We start from the raw sequence: 19237 nt of genomic DNA, 5'->3' as shown, positions 1-19237 counted from the left end.
GAAGCTCTTTATCGGCTCTCGACCATGTCTTTTGGGGAAAAGCTGTACGAAGGCAAAGCCAAAATCATTTATGCCACCGATGATCCAGAGGTTTTGCTGACCTACTTTAAGGATGATGCCACGGCCTTTAATGCCCAAAAACGAGGGCAGATTGTCGATAAGGGCAAGATCAACTGCGCTATTTCGACCGAATTGTTTCAGCGCTTAGCCGCCGCCGCCATCCCCACCCACTGGATTGACACCATCAGCGATCGCGAAATGCGAGTCAAAGCCCTGACCATTATCCCCCTGGAGGTGGTGGTCCGTAACCTGGCGGCGGGTAGCCTGTGTCGCCAGACCAACCTGCCCTTAGGCCAGCGGCTCGATCCCCCCCTGGTGGAGTTCTACTACAAAAACGATGACCTCGGGGATCCGCTTTTGACCCTGGATCGCATACATGCCATGGCTCTGGCCAGCCAGGAACAGATCGCTACCCTGCGCCGTCAAGCTCTCAAGATCAATCAACTCTTAACGGACTTTTTTATGGGCTGCGGCATTACCCTGGTAGATTTCAAATTGGAATTTGGTTTAGACCCTAGCCAGCAGGTGATATTGGCCGATGAAATTAGCCCAGACACCTGTCGCCTGTGGGATCAAACGGCCACCGATGAAACCCAACGGGTGATGGATAAGGATCGATTTCGCCAAGACCTGGGCCAGGTAGAGCAGGCCTATCAGCGGGTGCTAGATCGGGTGCTGGCACAATCCCCTAAGAATTAGCCCCGTCAATGCGGTAGAATTTGTCCGTTTACTGGGGGCTGGACCCTTCAAGCAGGATTGTCCGCTGTTCTCATCTCGTCAGGGGTGGGCATTTCCGTGGTGTGTGGATGTCATTAGTAGGTGTGTGTAGATGCGGGTATCTCCTCAGTGTTTAGTCATATTGGCCACGTCAGGACTACTGGGGTGGGCTGCCATGCCGGCCGCTGCCAGTGGAGAGTTTGAGGTTACGACTACCTCAGCTAATGCCAGCCAGGAAAATACTAGCCAGGAGTTGAGCTCTGGTGAGAGCTTGCGAGTCACCCACGAGCCCACCCCCGAAACCGGGGCGGCGGCCCTGGAACTGTCCAATGGGCAAGCGGTTGACAGTGCCGCGATCGCCGCTGAGCTGCAGGCCGCCATTGATGGGTACCAGCCCGCCAGCGCCAGTCATGGCACCCACCATGCTGACTCCGGGGATACCCACTCAGGGGAGCCGAACTCAGTGGATCTGGCTACTCCCCAAGGGGAGGAGGGCGCTGGGCCTGTGATCGCCGACCCTGCGGCAGCAGAAGCACATAACCCCGCCCCCACCGTCAACGCTGACCCCATCCAACTCGGTCAGGGACCCCGCCAGATTACCCCCGAAGAAGCAGAGCGGATCATTGAAGGGGCCGTCGAGCGGCGCAGCCAGCCCCCCGGCCAACCCACCACCGACACCCCAGAGCCCGATCCAGACGCCGATCCATCCCTAGATCTGCCAGACGCCGTCGATGCCGACGAACCTGATGACGAGCCAGTGGTCGAAGAAGAACCTGAAGAGCCCCGGGTACTGGTGGCCGAAGTACTGGTGGCCCCGAGTCAGGGAGAGCTAGACCCAGAGTTGGAAAACCTGGTGTACAACGTGGTTGAAACTCGGCCTGGGCGCACCACCACCCGCACCCAACTGCAGCAAGACATCAACAATGTGTTTGCCACGGGCTTTTTTGCCGATGTGGATGTGGTGCCCGAAGACACCGATTTAGGGGTACGGGTGACCTTTGTGGTGCAGCCGAACCCGGTGCTCACCGATGTGCGGGTGGTGGGTAATGAGGTGTTGCCCGAGGCGGAAGTGGATCGGATCTTTGCTGATCAAAAGGGCGAAATTATTAACCTGATTGATTTTCAAGAAGGTATTGTGGAGCTGAACGAATGGTATCAGCGCAATGGCTACGTGCTAGCCCAGGTGATTGCCGCCCCCCGGGTGTCTGACCAGGGGGTAGTCACCCTGGAGGTGGCCGAAGGGGTAATTGAGTCAATTCAGGTGCGCTTTGTCAACGAAGAGGGGCAAACCGTCGACGAAGAGGGCAACCCAGTACAAGGCAGAACCCGCGACTTTATCATTACCCGGGAATTTCAGACCCAGCCGGGGGATGTGTTTAACCAAGCCCAAATTGAACGGGACTTTGGTCGGGTGTTTGGCCTGCAAATCTTTGACGATGTCAGCCCTGGGCTAGAGCCCTCCCAAGAGGATCCCCGCAAGGTGAATGTGATCGTCAATGTGACTGAACGCAACACCGGCTCGGTCGCCGCTGGTCTGGGCTTTAACTTTACCGGAGATATTTTTGGTACCGTCAGCTTCCGTCAGGACAACTTTGGCGGCAACAACCAGAAATTTACTGCCGAAGCCCAGCTCAGCACTCGCGATCTGCTGTTTGACATTTCCTTTACCGATCCCTGGATTGCCGGTGACCCCTTCCGCACTTCCTACACGGCCAATGCCTTTGCCCGTCGGGCGATTAACCTAAACTTTGACGGTGGCCCTAACCCGATCAACCTGGAGAATGGCGATCGCGTCCGCGTTCGGCGGATTGGCTCGGGCATTACCTTTAGCCGCCCCTTAGCCAATGGTTGGACCGTGGCTGTGGGTACCCAGTTCCAAAATGTGTCCTCCCGTGACGCTGACGGCAACGTCAATGCCACCGACGCCCAGGGCAATCCCCTCACCGTCAGTGGTACTGGGGTAGACGACCTCTGGACTGTTCCCATCAGTGCCAGCCTGGATCGCCGTAACGACCCGTTTAACCCGACCAGCGGCAGTATTCTGCGGCTCAATGCCGAGCAGTCAATCCCCTTGGGGCGGGGCAGTATCTTTATGAATCGGCTGCGGGGCAGCTACAGTCATTACATCCCCCTGAGTCTGCTGAATATTGCAGAAGGTCCCCAAGCCTTAGCCATGAATGTGCAAGTGGGGACTATCCTGGGAGATGTTCCCCCCTATGAAGCCTTTGCCCTGGGGGGAACTAACTCCATCCGTGGCTATGATGAAGGGGAAGTGGGCGGCGGGCGTAGTTATGCCCAGTTCACGGCTGAGTATCGCTTTCCCGTGTTCGCCTTCTTGGGCGGGGCCCTATTTGTGGATGCGGGCACAGACCTGGGTAGCGGCAACGCAGTGCCCGGCTCCCCTGGTCCATCTCGAGGTAAACCCGGTAGTGGCTTTGGCTATGGGGCCGGGGTGAGAATCCAAACCCCCTTAGGTCCGCTGCGGATTGACTACGGCTTTGGCGATCAAGGGCAAGGACGATTACACTTTGGCATTGGGGAGCGATTCTAATGATCACGTCAGCGGCTGGTGGTCAGTTAGCCACTCAGTCTAATGGATCAATCAGAGGACAGCGGACCCTGGCTACCACGGTGCAGCGGCAGGGGGTAGGGCTCCATTCTGGGGTAATAACGACCCTGACCCTGCAGCCAGCCGCCGCCAACCAAGGGCGTTATTTTGTGCGTACAGATTTGCCTGGGCAACCAGCGATCGCCGCTACCCTCGACACCGTTGATCAGACGGTGCTTTCCACCGAATTACGCCAGGGGCAGGCGACGGTGCGCACCGTTGAGCATGTGCTGGCGGCTCTGGTGGGATTAGGGATTGATAACGCTCGCATTGACATCGATGGCCCAGAAGTTCCCCTGCTAGATGGCTCGGCCTTGAACTGGGTGGAGGCGATTCAGGCCGCTGGCTGGGTTGATCAGGCCCCAAAACCGCCGGTCCCCATCCTTCGGCAGCCGGTGTCGGTCCAGCACCAGGATGCCTTTGTGGCCGCTTTTCCGGCCCCTGAGCTACGCCTCACCTATGGGATTGACTTTGATGTGGCTGCCATTGGTAATCAGTGGTTTAGCTGGACCCCCGGTGCCGATCCATTTGGTGACGAGGGCTTTGCCACCGCGATCGCCCCAGCTCGCACCTTCGGTTTGGCCCACCAGATCGAAGCCCTCAAGGCTCGTGGTTTAATTCAAGGGGGTAGCTTAGACAATGCCCTGGTCTGTAGCCATCAGGGCTGGGTTAACCCGCCCCTGCGATTTGATAATGAGCCAGTGCGCCATAAGCTGCTAGATTTGATCGGTGACTTGAGTTTATTGGGCCGCTTACCCCAGGCCCATATTGTGGCCTATAAGGCCAGCCACAAGCTGCACGGAGATCTGGCTCGGGCGATGCAGCCAGTCTTGAGATTTTCCGAAGATGACATCTAGTGGCAAAATCAAGGGGCATAACGCCAAGGATAGGGAGACCGCTTAGCTATTGTGATTGACGTAACTTCATCTAGCCATACGCCTTCAACGGTGAGCGATCGCAGCACTGTGTCCACTGACACCGTAAACACAGTGTCCACTGACACTGCAGGCATCAACTCGACCGATGGCATCAACCCAGCCATCAAGCGGGAATATTCTGCTTCAGAAATCTATGACATCCTGCCCCATCGCTATCCCTTTGCCCTAGTCGATCGAATTATTGACTATGTGCCTGAAAAACGGGCGGTGGGCATTAAAAATATCACCCTGAATGAGCCCCAGTTTCAAGGACACTTTCCAGGGCAACCGATTATGCCCGGGGTGCTGATTGTAGAAGCGATGGCCCAGGTGGGTGGCGTCGTGCTCAGCCAGATTCCTGGGGTGAATGGCCTGTGCGTGTTTGCCGGTATCGACAAGGTGCGGTTTCGTCGCCCTGTGGTCCCCGGCGATTGCCTGGTCATGACCGTCGAGTTGCTGGCCATCAAGCGGCTACGGTTTGGCAAAATGCACGCCAGGGCTGAGGTAGATGGCCAACTGGCCTGTGAAGGAGAATTGATGTTCTCTGTGGTAGAGTCGGCTGCGGGCCGGTCTAGCTGATGGACACATGTGTATCTCAAGCTCTGGCTTCCGGAGGCAAGGCGTTGACAACTACCCTGATTCACCCGACGGCTGTGATTGACCCTGGGGCTACACTCCACCCCACGGTTAAGGTGGGGCCCTATGCCGTGATTGGCCGTCAAGTCACCATTGGCCCTGGCACTGAAATCGGTTCCCATGTGGTGATTGATGGCCACACGACGATTGGGGCTAACAACCGCATCTTCCCTGGGGCCGCCATTGGCCTAGAGTCTCAAGACTTGAAGGATGACGGTTCGATGAGCCAGGTCAACATTGGTGATCACAATCTGATTCGCGAGTACGTCACCATTAATCGGGCCACCACCGCCGGGGCCGCCACCCTGATCGGCCACAACAACATGCTAATGGCCTACTCCCACGTGGCCCATAATTGCGTGGTGGAAAATCAAGTGATTATCGCCAATTCTGTGGCCTTAGCGGGCCATGTGCATGTGGAGTCGGGGGCACGCATTAGCGGGCTGATTGGGGTGCACCAGTTTGTGCACATTGGTCGGTTGGCGATGATTGGTGGCCTCACCCGGATTGACCGAGATGTGCCCCCCTACACCCTGGTCAACGGTAATCCGGCTGAGGTGCGGGGACTCAACCAAATTGGCCTGCAGCGGGCTGGTCTGACCGCCCTTGACCAGGGGCAAGCTTACCGAGAACTGAAGCAGGCTTACCGATTGGTCTACCGCTCTGGAGAATCCATCAGTGATGCCGTGGCTAAGCTAAGCCAGTGGGAGCACAATGACTTGGTGCGTCACTTTAGCCAGTTTTTACAGGCGGCTTTAGAACCCGATCGCCGGGGGTTGACCCCAGGTCGTAAGCGCAGCCGCAGCGATCGCTCAGAATAGGCCGTAGGAAAATTGATGACGCAGTCTGGGAATGGGGCCAAGCGGGTCTTTATTAGCACAGGGGAAGTATCTGGGGATTTGCAGGGGGCGTTGCTGGTCACAGCCCTGATGGCGGTGGCCACCGAGCAGCAAATGCCGCTGGAGATTGTTGCCCTGGGGGGAAACCAGATGGCCCAGGCCGGGGTCACCCTGCTGGGTAACACCACTGCCATTGGCTCGGTGGGAATTTTTGAGGCCCTGCCCTACCTGCTGCCGATTCTGCGATTGCAACGACAGGCGAAACGGCATCTCAAGGCTAATCCGCCCGATGTGGCCGTGCTGATTGACTACATGGGGCCTAATCTGGCCATGGGGCAGTATCTAAAGGCAAAGCATCCCCAGGTGCCAGTGGTGTACTACATTGCTCCGCAGCAGTGGGTGTGGGCTTTTTCTGACCGCGATACTCGGCAGTTGGTCGATCAATGCGATCGCCTGGCCGCTATTTTTAAGGCTGAAGCCGACTACTACCGTCAGCATGGGGCTGAGGCCACCTGGGTGGGCCACCCCCTGGTTGATCGCTACCCCAGCCCCCCCGATAAAGCCGCCGCCCGGCAACAGTTGGGCCTTGACCCCAATGCCCAGGTGATTACCCTATTACCGGCGTCTCGGCGGCAGGAGGTGACGTATCTGATGCCGGTGATGTTGCAAGCTGCCCAGCAGGTGCAGGCTCGTCACCCAGAGGTGCAGTTTTTGTTGCCAGTGTCTAACCCTGCCCTGGGGGCCGCCTTTGAACAGGGACTGGTTCAGTATGATTTGCGAGGGCAGGTGCTGGCGGGGCAGAGTACCGATGCCATTGCCGCGGCCGATGTAGCTATAACCAAGTCAGGTACCGCCAACCTAGAAATTGCCCTGATGAATGTGCCCCAGGTGGTGGCCTACCGCCTAAACCCAATCACCGCCTGGATTGGCCGTTACCTACTGCGATTTGATATTCCGTTTGTGTCGCCAGTCAACCTGGTGGTGAACCAGCCAGTGGTGCCCGAGTTTTTGCAATGGCAAGCGACCCCGGCGGCGATCGCCGCCGCCACCCTGGATTTGCTCGAAAATACCACCACTCGCCAAACCATGTTGGCTGGTTACGCCAAAATGCGCCAGGAACTCGGCGAGCCCGGGGCCTGCCGCCGCGCCGCCCAGTTAACTTTAGAGTTGATCCCTAATTCTGGGGATTGATCCGGTTGGCCAGTAGGGCCACCAGAAACATCGGTAGCGATACCCCCAGGCAAATCAACCACTGGGTAATCGACAGGGGAGCGGTGGAAAACAGGAAGTTCATCACCCCCAGCTGGCTAAACAGCACCTGGAAGACGATCGCCACCAAGATCCCGTAGCCAATGGCAGAGGCATCCCCCAGGGGCACATTCAGGCCGCGAATTTTGGCCGACACCGAAGCCCAAAACTGGCTGATACTGAGCAGGTAGATAATCCGCCCGGCCACCAGCGCCTGGATTGCCATGGTGCGGGCCAGGGCCAGGGTGTGTTCGGTGGCGTCTTCATCCCCCAGGTCGCCGGGTATCCATCCCAGATCCCCGGCGGACTGGCGCACCCACTCGAACATGCCAAAAATCAAAATCCAGTTGAAGATAGAAATCAGGCCGATGCGCTTCAGCAGGTTCTTGGAGAGCAGCGGCTCGTGGGGCAGTCGGGGGGGCCGATTCATTAAGTTGTGGGACTTGGGCTCAAACGCCACCGGCACAGTCATGGCAATGGAGTTGACCATGTTCAGCCACAGCACTTGCAACGACAGAATCGGCAGCACATCGCCACGACCAATCAGCACACTCAGCAAGATGGTCATGGATTCACCGCCGTTCACCGGCAGAATAAAGGCGATCGCCTTCATCAGGTTGCGAAAGACGTTGCGCCCCTCTTCCACCGCCGCCTCGATGGAAGCAAAGTTATCGTCCGTGAGCACCATGTCGGCGGCTTCTTTGGCCACTTCGGTACCGGCCTTGCCCATGGCGATGCCAATGTCGGCCTGTTTCAGGGCGGGGGCATCGTTGACGCCGTCGCCAGTCATGGCCACAATGTGCCCCTTCGACTTCAGGGCTTCCACCAGGCGCAGCTTTTGCTCGGGGGCCACCCGGGCAAACACCGAGCCGTTTTGCACTTCGTTGGTCAGCTCAGTTTGATCCATTTGGGCCAGTTCTTGACCGGTAAAGGCGATCACCTGGTCGGTGGAGCTGAGGTTCATGCGCTCGGCGATCGCGGCAGCGGTCACCTTGTGGTCCCCGGTGATCATCTTCACCTCGATGCCAGCTGTTTTACAGGCCTGCACCGCCTTAATGGCCTCAGAGCGGGGCGGGTCGATCATCCCCTGCAAGCCCAGGAACACCAGACCCGATTTCAGATCCTCGTGGTCAATGTGATGGCCATGGAAATCCAGGGCGGCAAAGGCCAGCACCCGCAGCCCCCGGGAGGCCATGCGCTCGGCCTGGAGGAAAATATGGTCGCGGTCGATCGGGTCGGTGTCCCCTGTAACGGTCAGAACGCGATCGCAGCGGGCCACAATCGCCTCCACCGACCCCTTCATTAGCAACCACTGGCCAGCGGTATCCTGCTGGTGCAGGGTAGCCATGTACTGAAATTCTGACTCAAACGGAATGCTATCGATGCGCGGGTAGCTCTGGTTCAGCTCGGCACGGTCGAACCCGGCTTTGCGGGCGGCCACCAGCAACGCCCCCTCGGTGGGGTCCCCCACCACGCCCCACCGGTTATCCTTGTGTTCCAGTTCTGAATCGTTGCACAGCATCCCCGCCTTCAAGCACTGGCGCAGGGGAGGCGACATGGCCTCGATCGGCACGGGGTTATCTTCCCCGTCGCGCAGTTCGCCGTGGGGGGTATAGCCTACCCCCGTCAAGTCATAGTGGTGCTCCCCGGCATAGACAATTTGCACCGTCATCTGGTTCTCGGTCAGGGTGCCGGTTTTGTCGGAACAGATCACCGTAGCGCTACCCAGGGTTTCCACCGCCGGTAGTTTGCGGACAATGGCGTTACGGCTGGCCATGCGCGACACCCCAATGGCCAGGGTAATGGTGACCACCGCTGGCAACCCCTCGGGGATGGCGCTCACCGCCAAGGCCACGGCGGCTTCAAACATTTCGATTGGCGAGTTGCCCCAGCCCAGCCCCGCCGCAAAGGTGAGGGCGGCCACGGCCAAAATCACATAGAGCAGCGTTTTGCTGAAGCGATCGAACTTGCGAGTTAGGGGCGTAACCAGGTTGGTGCTTTCCTCCATCAGCTTGGAGATGCGCCCGGTTTCGGTATTGGTGCCAGTTTCTACCACCACCCCTTCCCCTTGGCCAAAGGTGATAAAGCTACCGGCGTAGGCCATGTTATGGCGATCGCCCAGGGGGGTGTCTGCTGGTAACGAAGCGAGGTCCGGCTGCTTTTCGGTAGCTACCGATTCCCCAGTCAAGGCCGATTCGTTGACTTGTAGGGTGCGCCCCCGCAGCAACCGCAGGTCAGCGGGTACCTTGTCGCCAGAGGCCAACAGCACAATATCCCCCGGCACCAAGTCTTTGGAGGATACTTGCACCTGTTGGCCATCCCGACGCACCATGGTTTCGGTTTCCACGGATGAAGCTAAAGCGGCGATCGCGTTTTCCGCCTTAGACTCCTGCACAAAGCCGATGATGGCGTTAATCACGGTAACGCCCCAGATCACCCCAGCATTTACCCACTGACCCAACAGTGCCTTAATCAAACCCGCCACCAGCAGGATGTAGAGCAAGGGCTGATTGAACTGCAACAGAAACAGAATGATCGGGTGCTTGCCCTTTTTAGCCTTTAGCTGGTTGGGACCGTAATGCTCTAGACGGCTCTGCACCTCTTGGGCTGGTAGCCCGGCATCGGGGTCAACCCCAAACTCGTGCAAGATCTTATCCACCGCCGCCTGGTGCCAGACTAATGACCTCTGGCTTTGGGATTGAGCATCCGACAGCTGCTGAGTCACAGAAATAGTCCTCCATAGAGTGGGTTGTAGGACAGAGTGGGTCGTAGGACAACGCCCAAGGATAATATGCCTAAGAGATCACCCTAGCCCATAAGTACCAAGAGTTTTATCTAACTAAAGGAATAGCAACAAAAGACATACCCTAGTCGTCTGCCAAGCCAAAGATGACAGGTTAGTGGGGGGGCAAGGTAAAAGGTGTGAGGTCTAGGGCTTGCCTTGAACCGTATACCGTAGCCCCTGGACCGTTAACGGCTATCAAAATCGGCTTGGTCAAGTCTTAGCCAATGAAGCCCCTGGCTAAATCTGGGCTATTCTAGCTACCGGGCCACAAATGAAGGACCTATATGGTATTGGCATCTAACCAGCAACAGTTACAGTCCATGCTACAAGCTGGTCGCTTTGATGCGGTGCGAGCCGAGCTCCTGCCCATGCAGTCAGCGGATGTGGCTGATTTAATTGATCAATTACCCGAAACCCTTCAGGCCGTTACCTTTCGACTATTGCCCAAAGATCAGGCGATCGAAGTTTACGAGTATCTGCCTGCCCGGGTACAGCAGTCCCTACTAGCAGATCTGAAAAATCCAGAGGTCCTTGATATCGTCGATCGTATGTCCCCCGACGACCGGGCCAGACTGTTTGACGAGCTGCCCGCCAAAGTGGTGCGTCGCCTGTACCAAAGCCTGAGCCCCACCGAGCGGCAGGCTACAGCCCAATTGCTGGGCTATCCGGCTGACAGCACCGGCCGGATCATGACCTCCGAGTTTGTGGCCCTGCGGGAAGCCGTCACCGTTGAGCAGGCCCTAGAGCGGATTCGCCACCTGGCCGATACCTCAGAGACGATCTATACCCTCTATGTGCTAGACAACTCCAGGCATCTAATTGGTACCCTGTCGTTGCGGGATCTAGTCGTGGCTCAGCCGGAGCGCACCCTACAAGACATCATGACCCGTGACCCGATCTATGTACACACAGACACTGACCGGGAAGAGGCGGCCCGATTAATTCAACGCTACGACTTTTTGGCGCTCCCCGTTGTCGATCGGGAACAGCGACTGGTGGGTATTGTCACCATCGACGACCTGATGGATGTGATCGAAGCCGAGGTGACTGAAGACATTTACACCGCTGGGGGGGTACAAAGCGGAGGTGACAGTTATTTCCAGGCCAACCTATTTGCTGTGGCACGCAAACGGGTGGTATGGCTGTTGATTTTGCTGCTGACCAACACTGGCACCAGCGCCGTAATCCAAAGCGAAGAAGCCCTACTGGAGCAGGTGGTGGTTTTGGCTGCGTTTATTCCACTGTTAATTGATGCTGGCGGCAATGTCGGAGCCCAGTCATCCACCGTGGTGATTCGCGGCTTAAATACCGACGAGGTGCGATCGGCCCAAATGGGTACTATCGTCTGGCGTGAAGGGTTGGCTGGGCTGTTGCTGGGGTTAATGTTAGGGGCTGTGGTGGCGGTATGGGCCTATGTCTTGCAGGGCAATTGGCCGGTGGCAATTTCCGTCGGCGTTAGCCTGGTGGCGATTTCCCTGCTGGCTTCGGTGGCGGGGGCCGCCTTGCCGTTTTTGTTCAAATTTTTGAAGTTTGACCCAGCCTTAATGTCAGCCCCGTTCATTACTACGGCAGTAGATGTGCTGGGGGTATTGATTTATTTGAATGTGGCCCGTTCAATTTTGGGAATCTAAACCCCACCCTAGTGGTCTGTCAAGCCAGAAGTGGCGGGTCAACAGGGTCTACGGTGCAAGGTGAACGGCAGAACCGCTGATTTATGCCGCTGCTACCGGTTGAAACCGAGATAGCTTAAACAGGCTGGTGTCGTGGGGGGTGCGGCCATCGACGGCCAGATCGGCTAGCATCTTGCCCATCAGGGTAGTGAATTTGAAGCCGTGGCCAGAAAACCCGGCGCCAATCACCACCTGGGGATAGTGGGGATGCTGGTCAACCACGAAGTGTTTATCTGGGGTCAGGGTATAGAGGCAGCGGCGGGTGGAGAGCAATGGTCCGGCGGCAGCGGGAATGTACTGCTGGGCAAAGCCACGGATGCGCTCGGTCCAGGCTTGACTGGGGGTGTAGTCGACCTGGCCGGGAGTCTCCACTGTGTCCCAACCGTAGAAGGTGGTCAGTTTGAGGCCAATGGCTGGATCTTCATGGGGAATGCCGTAGGGCATTTCGCCGTAGTCCCCATTCATGTGGGCAAAGAAGACGGGAAACCTACCTGGCTCAAACTCTGCCGGGGATGAGGGCTGGTAAAACCCCAACTGACAAGGCATGATGGTGAGCGGTAGGTCAATGCCCTGGTCCGCCAGCAGGTGTTTGGCCCAACTGCCGACGGTCAACACCACGCGATCGCCATAAAACACCTCCTGGCCCGTGTGCACCTCCACTCCGTTCGCTAAGGGCCGCACCTTAAGCACCGGGGTTTGGTCGAGCACCGTGGCCCCATGGGCTTGGGCCAACCGCACATGGGCCAGTACACAGCGAGAGGCCCGCAGCAACCCGGTATCGGCATGGAACAAGCCCTCCATGCCGTCATCTAGGGCAAACTGGGGATACCGTTGGGCTATGGCAACTTTGTCCAGGTGCTCATAGTCCAACCCGGCGGCATCGAGGCTAGCCTGCATCTGGCGAAAGGTATCTGTAGTGGGGAAGCCAAAGTCAAGCCCACCGGTTTTCACATATAACGATTCTTCGGCTTCATCTTGTAGGGCAAACCACAGGGGATAGGCCGCCCGCATCAAGTCCACGTAGATGGGATTATCGTAGGTGTAGCGAATCACCCGGGAATACCCGTAGGAACTGCCCTTTTGGTGATCTAGCTCAAACTGCTCTAGCAGCAGTACCCGCTTACCGGCCTTCGATAAATAGTAGGCGGCTGCACTACCCACGCCGCCAGCGCCAATCACAATCACATCAAATGGCTGGGCCATCACAACACGCTCCTAGCGAAAAAGTAGAGATAGAGCTTGCTAGGGGGGCGGGGCGATCGCAACCCTAACACCTGATGTCTGATGTTGGGTTGCCAGAGTTAGGTGAGCCAGGGCCAAAGAGTTGCCTACTAGTTGGCGATCGCCTTTTCTTCGGCCTCTTTCAGCTTTTTACCTTCATGCACCACCCCATGTTCATACTGCAAGCCCTTGTAGACGCTGTAGCACATGATCAACAGAATCACTGCAAAAGGTAACCCTGTGGTGATTGCGGCGGTTTGCAACGCCGATAGGCCACCGCCTAGTAGTAACGCTGCGGCCACCACCCCTTCCAGTACCGCCCAAAAGATGCGCTGAGGGGCAGGAGACTCCAGTTTGCCCCCAGAGGTCAGACTGGCCACCACCAGCGAACCGGAATCTGACGAGGTGACAAAAAACACCACCACCAGCACAATCGCGACGAAGGAGGTAATCGCAGTCAGTGGCAATTGTTGCAGCATGACAAACAAAGCTGTGGCCACATCGTCGGACACGGCCCCGCTGATCACCCCACTCAGGTTTCCGAGTTCCATGCTCAAGGCAGTGCCCCCAAATACCGACATCCACAAAAAGGTCAGCATCGACGGCAGCAGCAGCACACCTAGAATAAATTCTCGTACGGTGCGCCCTCGGGAGACCCGGGCAATAAAGATGCCCACAAACGGCGACCAGGAGACCCACCAACCCCAGTAGAACACCGTCCAGCCAGCTTGCCATTCAGTGCCTGAAAAGGATTCTGTCCAAAAACTCATGACCGGCAGCGAGGCGACGTAGTAGCCCAGGCTTTCCACGAACGAACCCATGATAAATAGGGTCGGTCCCACCAATAGCACAAACACCATTAGCATCGCCGCCAAAATCATGTTCAGTTCGCTGAGGCGGCGGACACCATTGCCTAACCCCGACACCACAGAAGCGGTGGCAAAGCCCGTGATGATGGCAATCAACCCCACCTGCACCGGGGTACTGATCTCCAGTCCAACCAAGAAATTGAGTCCAGCGTTCGCTTGCTGGACCCCAAACCCCAGGGAGGTGGCTAACCCAAACAGGGTAGAGGCGACCGCCAGAATATCAATCACATTGCCCGGCCAGCCGTAGATGCGTTCTCCCAGCAACGGATAAAACACGGAGCGAATGGTCAGCGGTAACCCCCAGTTGAACGCAAAGAAGGCCAGGGAAAGCCCCACCAGAGCATAGACTCCCCAGGCATGTAACCCCCAGTGGAAGAAGGTGATGGTCATCGCCTGCTGGGCAGCACTAGCCGTATTAGGCTCGATGGTGCCTAACATGACTGGCGGGTCTTGCAGGTGGAAGATGGGTTCGGCAATGCTCCAAAACATCAGCCCAGTTCCCATGCCCGCACTAATCAGCATCGCCACCCAGGCAAAGGTAGGAAACTCTGGCTTAGCGTTAGCTCCTCCCAAACGCACATTGCCTAGCTTGCTAAACGCAATGTAAACACCAAAAATCAGAAATAGACTGACTGAGAGAATTAAAAACCAACCTAAAGCCCCAGTAATCAAAGATTGCACCGCCCCAAAGGCAGATTCCGCCGGTTCCTGAAACAACAAGGTCAGCAGAACAAACAGCACAACTAACCCCCCCGAGACTAAAAAGACCTCTGGGTGAAAGTCAAAGCCTTTGGCCGTGATGTTGCGATCGCCTGGACGACGACGAATATGGCGCGTCGGCGCATGAGCTGGCATCTCATTATGAAGCTCCTCATGTCCGGGGCGCCCCGAATCTGGTGTAGTCATAGTAATCCCATCTTGTCTATAGCTCACCTTTCACTACAGGCAGAAAGCTTGTCAAGGGTTCGGAACAGCCTGTAACAGTCTGCCATTGGGTTTCAGCCCAGCTGAAGCAGTACTACCCTGGGGCTGTTGAAGGGCGTTCAAAGAAGGGTATTGACCCCCAATAAACGCTATTCGCAAATGAATTCCGACCACACCAAAGCAAACTCTATCGATGCTGACAGTAAGCGGGACTGAATTATAAAACTGTCCCATGCGATACAGTTGTTACTACAAGTCTTAAAACTTCAATCTTGGGATTCCAAAAGTTTTTGCTAGAAACCTGGTCCCTCAGTAAAAATTTACCTTTTCCCCAGAGAGATATTCAGGAAAACGTTACGATTTCCTGAATAGGAAAATCACAGAATGTTATCCAGGAAACAATATTTTGATTTTAAAGGCAGTAGGCTTCGCTTTAGACTTGTAATTACATGTCTAAAAAGCATGCTTTTATAAGTTCTTTGTGAATCTATCTTTGTGAATCTAATAAAAGTCTGATTGGCGGGATATGGCAAGGTTTTGGGGTTTTCGAAGTTCAGGCCAATTATTGGTCGAATGGTGGCCCTGAAAATTGTTCTTCCCGTGTTGCCCTTGTCCCTTTAATGTCGTCGGTGCTGAGGCCAAGTATGACCCAGGAATATGTTACAAGTGCCCCCCCGGACTTGACCCTGGTGGACCCCCCTGGGACTGTTCAGCGGCGGGAAATGAACCGAGAGTCTTCTGTCATTTGTTTGGATGACTACCGTCACCCCGGCTTGCCCGCTGAGGCTTACACCAGTGCCCGCTACCTAAAGCAGGAGAGGGCAACCGTTTTTAGTCAGTACTGGGTGTGTGTGGGATTAGCCTCTGATATTCCCCAGTCAGGGGATGTGTACCCCACCGAGGTGGCGGGTATGCCGATTGTGCTGGTGCGCGATCGCGCTGGTACGCTGCGAGCCTTTCACAATATCTGTAGCCATCGGGGGCTGCAATTGGTGTCCCAGCCCTGCAACGTGCAGGGAAACCTGCGCTGTCCCTACCACGCCTGGGCCTACAGGCTGGATGGCCAGCTCAAAAGCACCCCCCATTTTGGCGGTTACTACAACCATAGCTACGACGGCTTTGATCAGAACAGTAAAGGGCTGAGTCCGATTCGTTGTGACCAGTGGTTAGATCTGGTGTTTGTCAATCTTTCTGGCGATGCCCCCCCTCTGCAAGACTACCTGAAACCAGTGGTCGATCGCTGGGCCAGCTACGACCTGAGCCAGTTGCGCCGAGAGCCTCGACAGGTCACCTTGCAGTGCAATGCCAACTGGAAACTGGCGGTGGAAAACTTTTCCGAAAGCTACCACCTCAGCTGGGTACACCCCGCCCTAAATGCCTGTTCCCGCATGGAAGACCACTTCGGCTTTGATGTCGGTAATATCCACGTAGGCCAGGGTAGCTTGCTGTATAAAAGTGGAGAAATTGAGGGGCGATCGCTACCTACCTTTCCTAACCTAGCAGCCCACCAAAAACAGACCGTCGCCGAATATGTCACCGTTTTCCCAAACCTAATGTTAGGGGTTCATCCCGATTACTTTCTGGTGTTTGTCGCCAACCCCCTCAGCCCCAAACGCACCCATGAACGCATGACCTTTTACTTCGTTGGGGACGCCGCCATGACCCCCGAAAATCAGCCCCTACGCCACCTGCCCATGGACCTGTGGCAAGACACCAACGACGAAGACATCGCCATGATCGAGCGCATGCAAATCGGTCGCAACTCCCCCCGTTTCGACGGCGGCTGCTTTTCCCCCGAACTAGAGCAAACCGTGTATCGGTTCCAGCAGATGATCGCCAGAGCAGTGGAGGGGTAAGGGTAGGCGAGTGGATGGGTAGGCGGGTAGGCGGGTGGGCGGGTGCCCTGGCATCTAGAACCTCATCCCCATTCATATCCCTGCCTCTTTAACCCATCCACTCATCCACTCATCCACTCTCCCACCCATCCACCCATCCACCCATCCACCCATCCACCCATCCACCCATCCACCCATCCACCCATCCACTCTCCCACCCATCCCCCCATCCACCACCCACCCCACCACTCCCCATGAACCCCACCGCCTCCCTCGTTGTCATCGGTGCTGGCATTGTCGGCTGTAGCACCACCTACCACCTGGCCAAACTGGGCTGGAAAGATATTGTTGTGGTCGAGCAAGGCCCGCTATTTGCCACGGGAGGCTCCACCTCCCACGCGCCGGGGCTGGTGTTTCAGACCAACTCGTCGAAGACCATGACCAAGCTGGCCCAGTACACCGTAGAGCTGTACAGCCAGCTCAGCACCGCAGAAGGCCCCGCTTTTTACCCCGTCGGCGGCATTGAGGTGGCCTACACCGAGGCCCGGATGGCAGAGCTCAAGCGCAAGCTGGGCTGGGCCAAGGCCTGGGGGGTTGAGGGAGCCTGTTTACTCTCCCCTGCCGAGGTCAAGGCCAAGCTGCCCCTAGTGGATGACAGCAAAATTTTGGGGGGCTACTACGTGCCCACCGACGGCATCGCCAAAGCCCTACGGGCCGCCGAGGCCATGGCCACCTATGCCCAGGAGGCGGGGGCTGCCCAGTTCTATGGCCACACCACCGTGACAGACATTGAGGTGGTAGATGGCCAGGTGCAGGCGGTCGTCACCGACCAGGGGCGAATTGAGACCAGTAACGTGCTGGTTTGTGCGGGCATTTGGGGACCACGCATTGGCCGCATGGTGGGGGAAGTGATTCCCCTGACGCCAGTGCAGCACCAGTATGTAAAAACCGGGCCGATTCCAGAGCTGGCAGGCGCTACCGAAGAGGTCACCTACCCGATGGTACGCCACCAGGATCACGCCATGTACTTTCGTCAGCATGGCGACTGTTGGGGAATTGGCTCGTACCAGCACGAGCCGCTGCTGGTGGACCCTGACAACATTCTGCCCTACGCCGAAGCGCCGGTGATGCCTTCGGTGAAGCCCTTTACCGAAGAGCACTTTGGCCCCGCCTGGGAGTCGACCAAAGAACTGTTCCCCGCCCTCGAAGGGGCTGAGTTGACCTATAAAATCAACGGCATGTTTTCCTTTACCCCTGACAGCGGCTCGGTAATTGGCGAATCGGCCAAGGCCAAGGGCTTTTGGGTGGCAGAGGCGGTGTGGGTCACCCACGGGGGCGGCGTCGGCAAAATTGTCTCAGAACTGATGACCACCGGGGTGCCCAGCCTCGACATTCACGAAATGGATATTCACCGGTTTCCGGCCGTATGCAAAAGTACCGACTACATTCTCAAGGCCGGGGCACAGCAATACGACGAGGTGTACGACATTATTCACCCCCTGGACCAGCAGACCCACTCTCGAGAATTGCGGGTCAGCCCCTTTTATCCCCGCCTGCAAGCTCTGGGGGCGCAATGTGTGTTTAGCGCTGGCTGGGAACGGCCCCAGTGGTTTAAGGCTAACGTCACCTTGCTGGATGAATACGTCATTCCCCTGCGCCAGGGCTGGGAAGCCAAACACTGGTCACCGATTCAAGCCGCAGAGCACCTGGCTACTCGGGAAAAGGCGGCTCTCTACGACCTTACCCCCTTTGCCAAGTTTGAAGTGACTGGTCCCGGCGTGGTGGATTACCTCCAGCACCTCTGCGCCAACGACATCGACAAGCCTGTGGGCCGAGTGATCTACACCGCCATGCTGGATGACCATGGCGGCATCATCTGCGACCTGACGGTGAGCCGTTTAGGCAAAGAGATCTATTGGGTGGTCACAGGCGGGTCTGTCCACGGTCATGATTTAGCCTGGATGACGGCCCATTTGCCCACCGATGGCTCGGTGCGGCTCACAGATGTGTCGTCGAGCTACTGCTGCGTGGGGCTGTGGGGGCCAAAAGCGCCGGAGATCTTGCAGGCGGTCACCCAAGCCGATGTGTCTAAGCCCAGGTTCAAGTTCTTCACCAATCAGCGTCTCTACATCGGCAACATCCCCGTGCTGGCGGTGCGGGTGTCTTATGTCGGTGAAGCGGGTTGGGAAATTTATGCCCCTACAGAATCGGGCCTGAAGCTCTGGGATACGCTGTGGGCGGCGGGGCAGCCCCACGGCATGATTGCCGCTGGATTGGGAGCGTTTGAATCATTGCGGCTGGAGAAAGGGTTTCTGCTGTGGGGTACGGATATTCATACGGAATACGACCCCTACGAGGCGGGCCTGGGGTTTGCGGTCAAACCCCAGAAAGGGGATTTCATCGGTAAGCAGGCGCTACTGCAACGACAGGAGTATGCCAACCGCAAACTCTGCTTTCTTACCCTAGACGACCCGGCGGCGGTGGTGATGGGTAAGGAACCCGTGATGGCCGAGGGCAAGGTGTTGGGCTACGTCACCAGCGCTGGCTACGGCCACAGTCTAGGGCGCTGTGTGGCCTACGCCTACCTGCCCCTGAGCTATGCCCAGCCCGGCACCCAGGTCTGGGTGGAATACTTCGGCAAGCCCCTGGCGGCAACGGTGGTTGAGAAGCTGCTGTAGACGCTTTCATGCTCATGCACTAGTACTGGCTAGCATAAATAGAGCAACCCTTGCGGGGGGGTGTCAGGTGCTAGGTGTCAGGTTTCAGGAATAGTTGGCTGACTTCTACCGCAGAGTACTAGCTCCCGGTTCGCTCATTTTTGAGTGAGGTCGGCCAATTAGGTTAGATTTGGGCTATGGAAACTCCTCTAACCGTTATCACAGAACGGGTTGACGATATTCCCCTGCTG

The 19237-nt window shown here is 57.0% G+C and carries 12 protein-coding genes; 9 read left to right on the top strand and 3 right to left on the bottom strand.

Going from position 1 to position 19237, the window contains the following annotated elements:
- Positions 1 to 24: 24 nt before the first annotated feature.
- The 6 genes from purC (at position 25) to lpxB (ending at position 6968) form a co-directional block, all read left to right on the top strand.
- A complete protein-coding gene (purC, locus tag E1H13_RS08070) occupies positions 25 to 759 on the top strand; it encodes a phosphoribosylaminoimidazolesuccinocarboxamide synthase (protein ID WP_169612898.1) in 735 nt (244 codons plus the stop codon).
- A 130-nt stretch (positions 760 to 889) separates the two neighbouring features.
- On the top strand, positions 890 to 3328 hold the full coding sequence (locus tag E1H13_RS08065) for a BamA/TamA family outer membrane protein (protein WP_169612897.1): 2439 nt from the start codon (positions 890 to 892) through the stop codon (positions 3326 to 3328).
- On the top strand, positions 3328 to 4242 hold the full coding sequence (lpxC, locus tag E1H13_RS08060; protein ID WP_169612896.1) for a UDP-3-O-acyl-N-acetylglucosamine deacetylase: 915 nt from the start codon (positions 3328 to 3330) through the stop codon (positions 4240 to 4242). Before E1H13_RS08065 ends, lpxC begins: the two co-directional genes overlap by 1 nt.
- A 171-nt stretch (positions 4243 to 4413) precedes the next feature.
- A complete protein-coding gene (gene fabZ, locus E1H13_RS08055; protein WP_347404138.1) occupies positions 4414 to 4881 on the top strand; it encodes a 3-hydroxyacyl-ACP dehydratase FabZ in 468 nt (155 codons plus the stop codon).
- A complete protein-coding gene (gene lpxA / locus E1H13_RS08050) occupies positions 4881 to 5759 on the top strand; it encodes an acyl-ACP--UDP-N-acetylglucosamine O-acyltransferase (protein WP_169612895.1) in 879 nt (292 codons plus the stop codon). Before fabZ ends, lpxA begins: the two co-directional genes overlap by 1 nt.
- A 15-nt stretch (positions 5760 to 5774) precedes the next feature.
- Positions 5775 to 6968: a lipid-A-disaccharide synthase gene (lpxB, locus tag E1H13_RS08045; RefSeq protein WP_169612894.1), complete on the top strand. Its 1194-nt coding sequence runs from the start codon at positions 5775 to 5777 to the stop codon at positions 6966 to 6968.
- Here lpxB and E1H13_RS08040 read toward each other — a convergent pair.
- Positions 6952 to 9750: a cation-transporting P-type ATPase gene (locus E1H13_RS08040; protein ID WP_347404137.1), complete on the bottom strand. Its 2799-nt coding sequence runs from the start codon at positions 9748 to 9750 to the stop codon at positions 6952 to 6954. The two genes, lpxB and E1H13_RS08040, sit on opposite strands and share 17 nt — an antisense overlap.
- A gap of 344 nt (positions 9751 to 10094) precedes the next feature.
- On the opposite strand from E1H13_RS08040, the gene mgtE reads away from it, so the two are divergent.
- Positions 10095 to 11441 carry a magnesium transporter gene (mgtE, locus tag E1H13_RS08035; RefSeq protein ID WP_169612893.1) on the top strand — a complete coding sequence of 449 codons (1347 nt, stop codon included), beginning with the start codon at positions 10095 to 10097 and terminating at the stop codon, positions 11439 to 11441.
- Positions 11442 to 11522: 81 nt separating this feature from the next.
- On the opposite strand, the gene solA is transcribed toward mgtE, so the two are convergent.
- Both solA and E1H13_RS08025 read right to left on the bottom strand, forming a co-directional pair.
- On the bottom strand, positions 11523 to 12683 hold the full coding sequence (solA, locus tag E1H13_RS08030; protein ID WP_169612892.1) for an N-methyl-L-tryptophan oxidase: 1161 nt from the start codon (positions 12681 to 12683) through the stop codon (positions 11523 to 11525).
- A 128-nt stretch (positions 12684 to 12811) separates the two neighbouring features.
- Positions 12812 to 14425 (bottom strand): BCCT family transporter, encoded by a 1614-nt coding sequence (locus E1H13_RS08025; RefSeq protein ID WP_169612891.1) that lies wholly within the window; start codon positions 14423 to 14425, stop codon positions 12812 to 12814.
- A gap of 713 nt (positions 14426 to 15138) precedes the next feature.
- On the opposite strand from E1H13_RS08025, the gene E1H13_RS08020 reads away from it, so the two are divergent.
- Both E1H13_RS08020 and E1H13_RS08015 read left to right on the top strand, forming a co-directional pair.
- Positions 15139 to 16350 carry an aromatic ring-hydroxylating dioxygenase subunit alpha gene (locus tag E1H13_RS08020; RefSeq protein ID WP_169612890.1) on the top strand — a complete coding sequence of 404 codons (1212 nt, stop codon included), beginning with the start codon at positions 15139 to 15141 and terminating at the stop codon, positions 16348 to 16350.
- A gap of 233 nt (positions 16351 to 16583) precedes the next feature.
- Positions 16584 to 19007 (top strand): FAD-dependent oxidoreductase, encoded by a 2424-nt coding sequence (locus E1H13_RS08015; RefSeq protein WP_169612889.1) that lies wholly within the window; start codon positions 16584 to 16586, stop codon positions 19005 to 19007.
- The last annotated feature ends 230 nt before the right edge of the window (positions 19008 to 19237 follow it).

The organism is Nodosilinea sp. P-1105 (assembly GCF_012911975.1).
In the GTDB taxonomy this organism is placed as follows: Bacteria; Cyanobacteriota; Cyanobacteriia; order Phormidesmidales; family Phormidesmidaceae; genus Nodosilinea.
The sequence above is the reverse complement of the archived record's forward strand: the minus strand, read 5'-3'. Positions and strand labels throughout refer to the sequence as shown.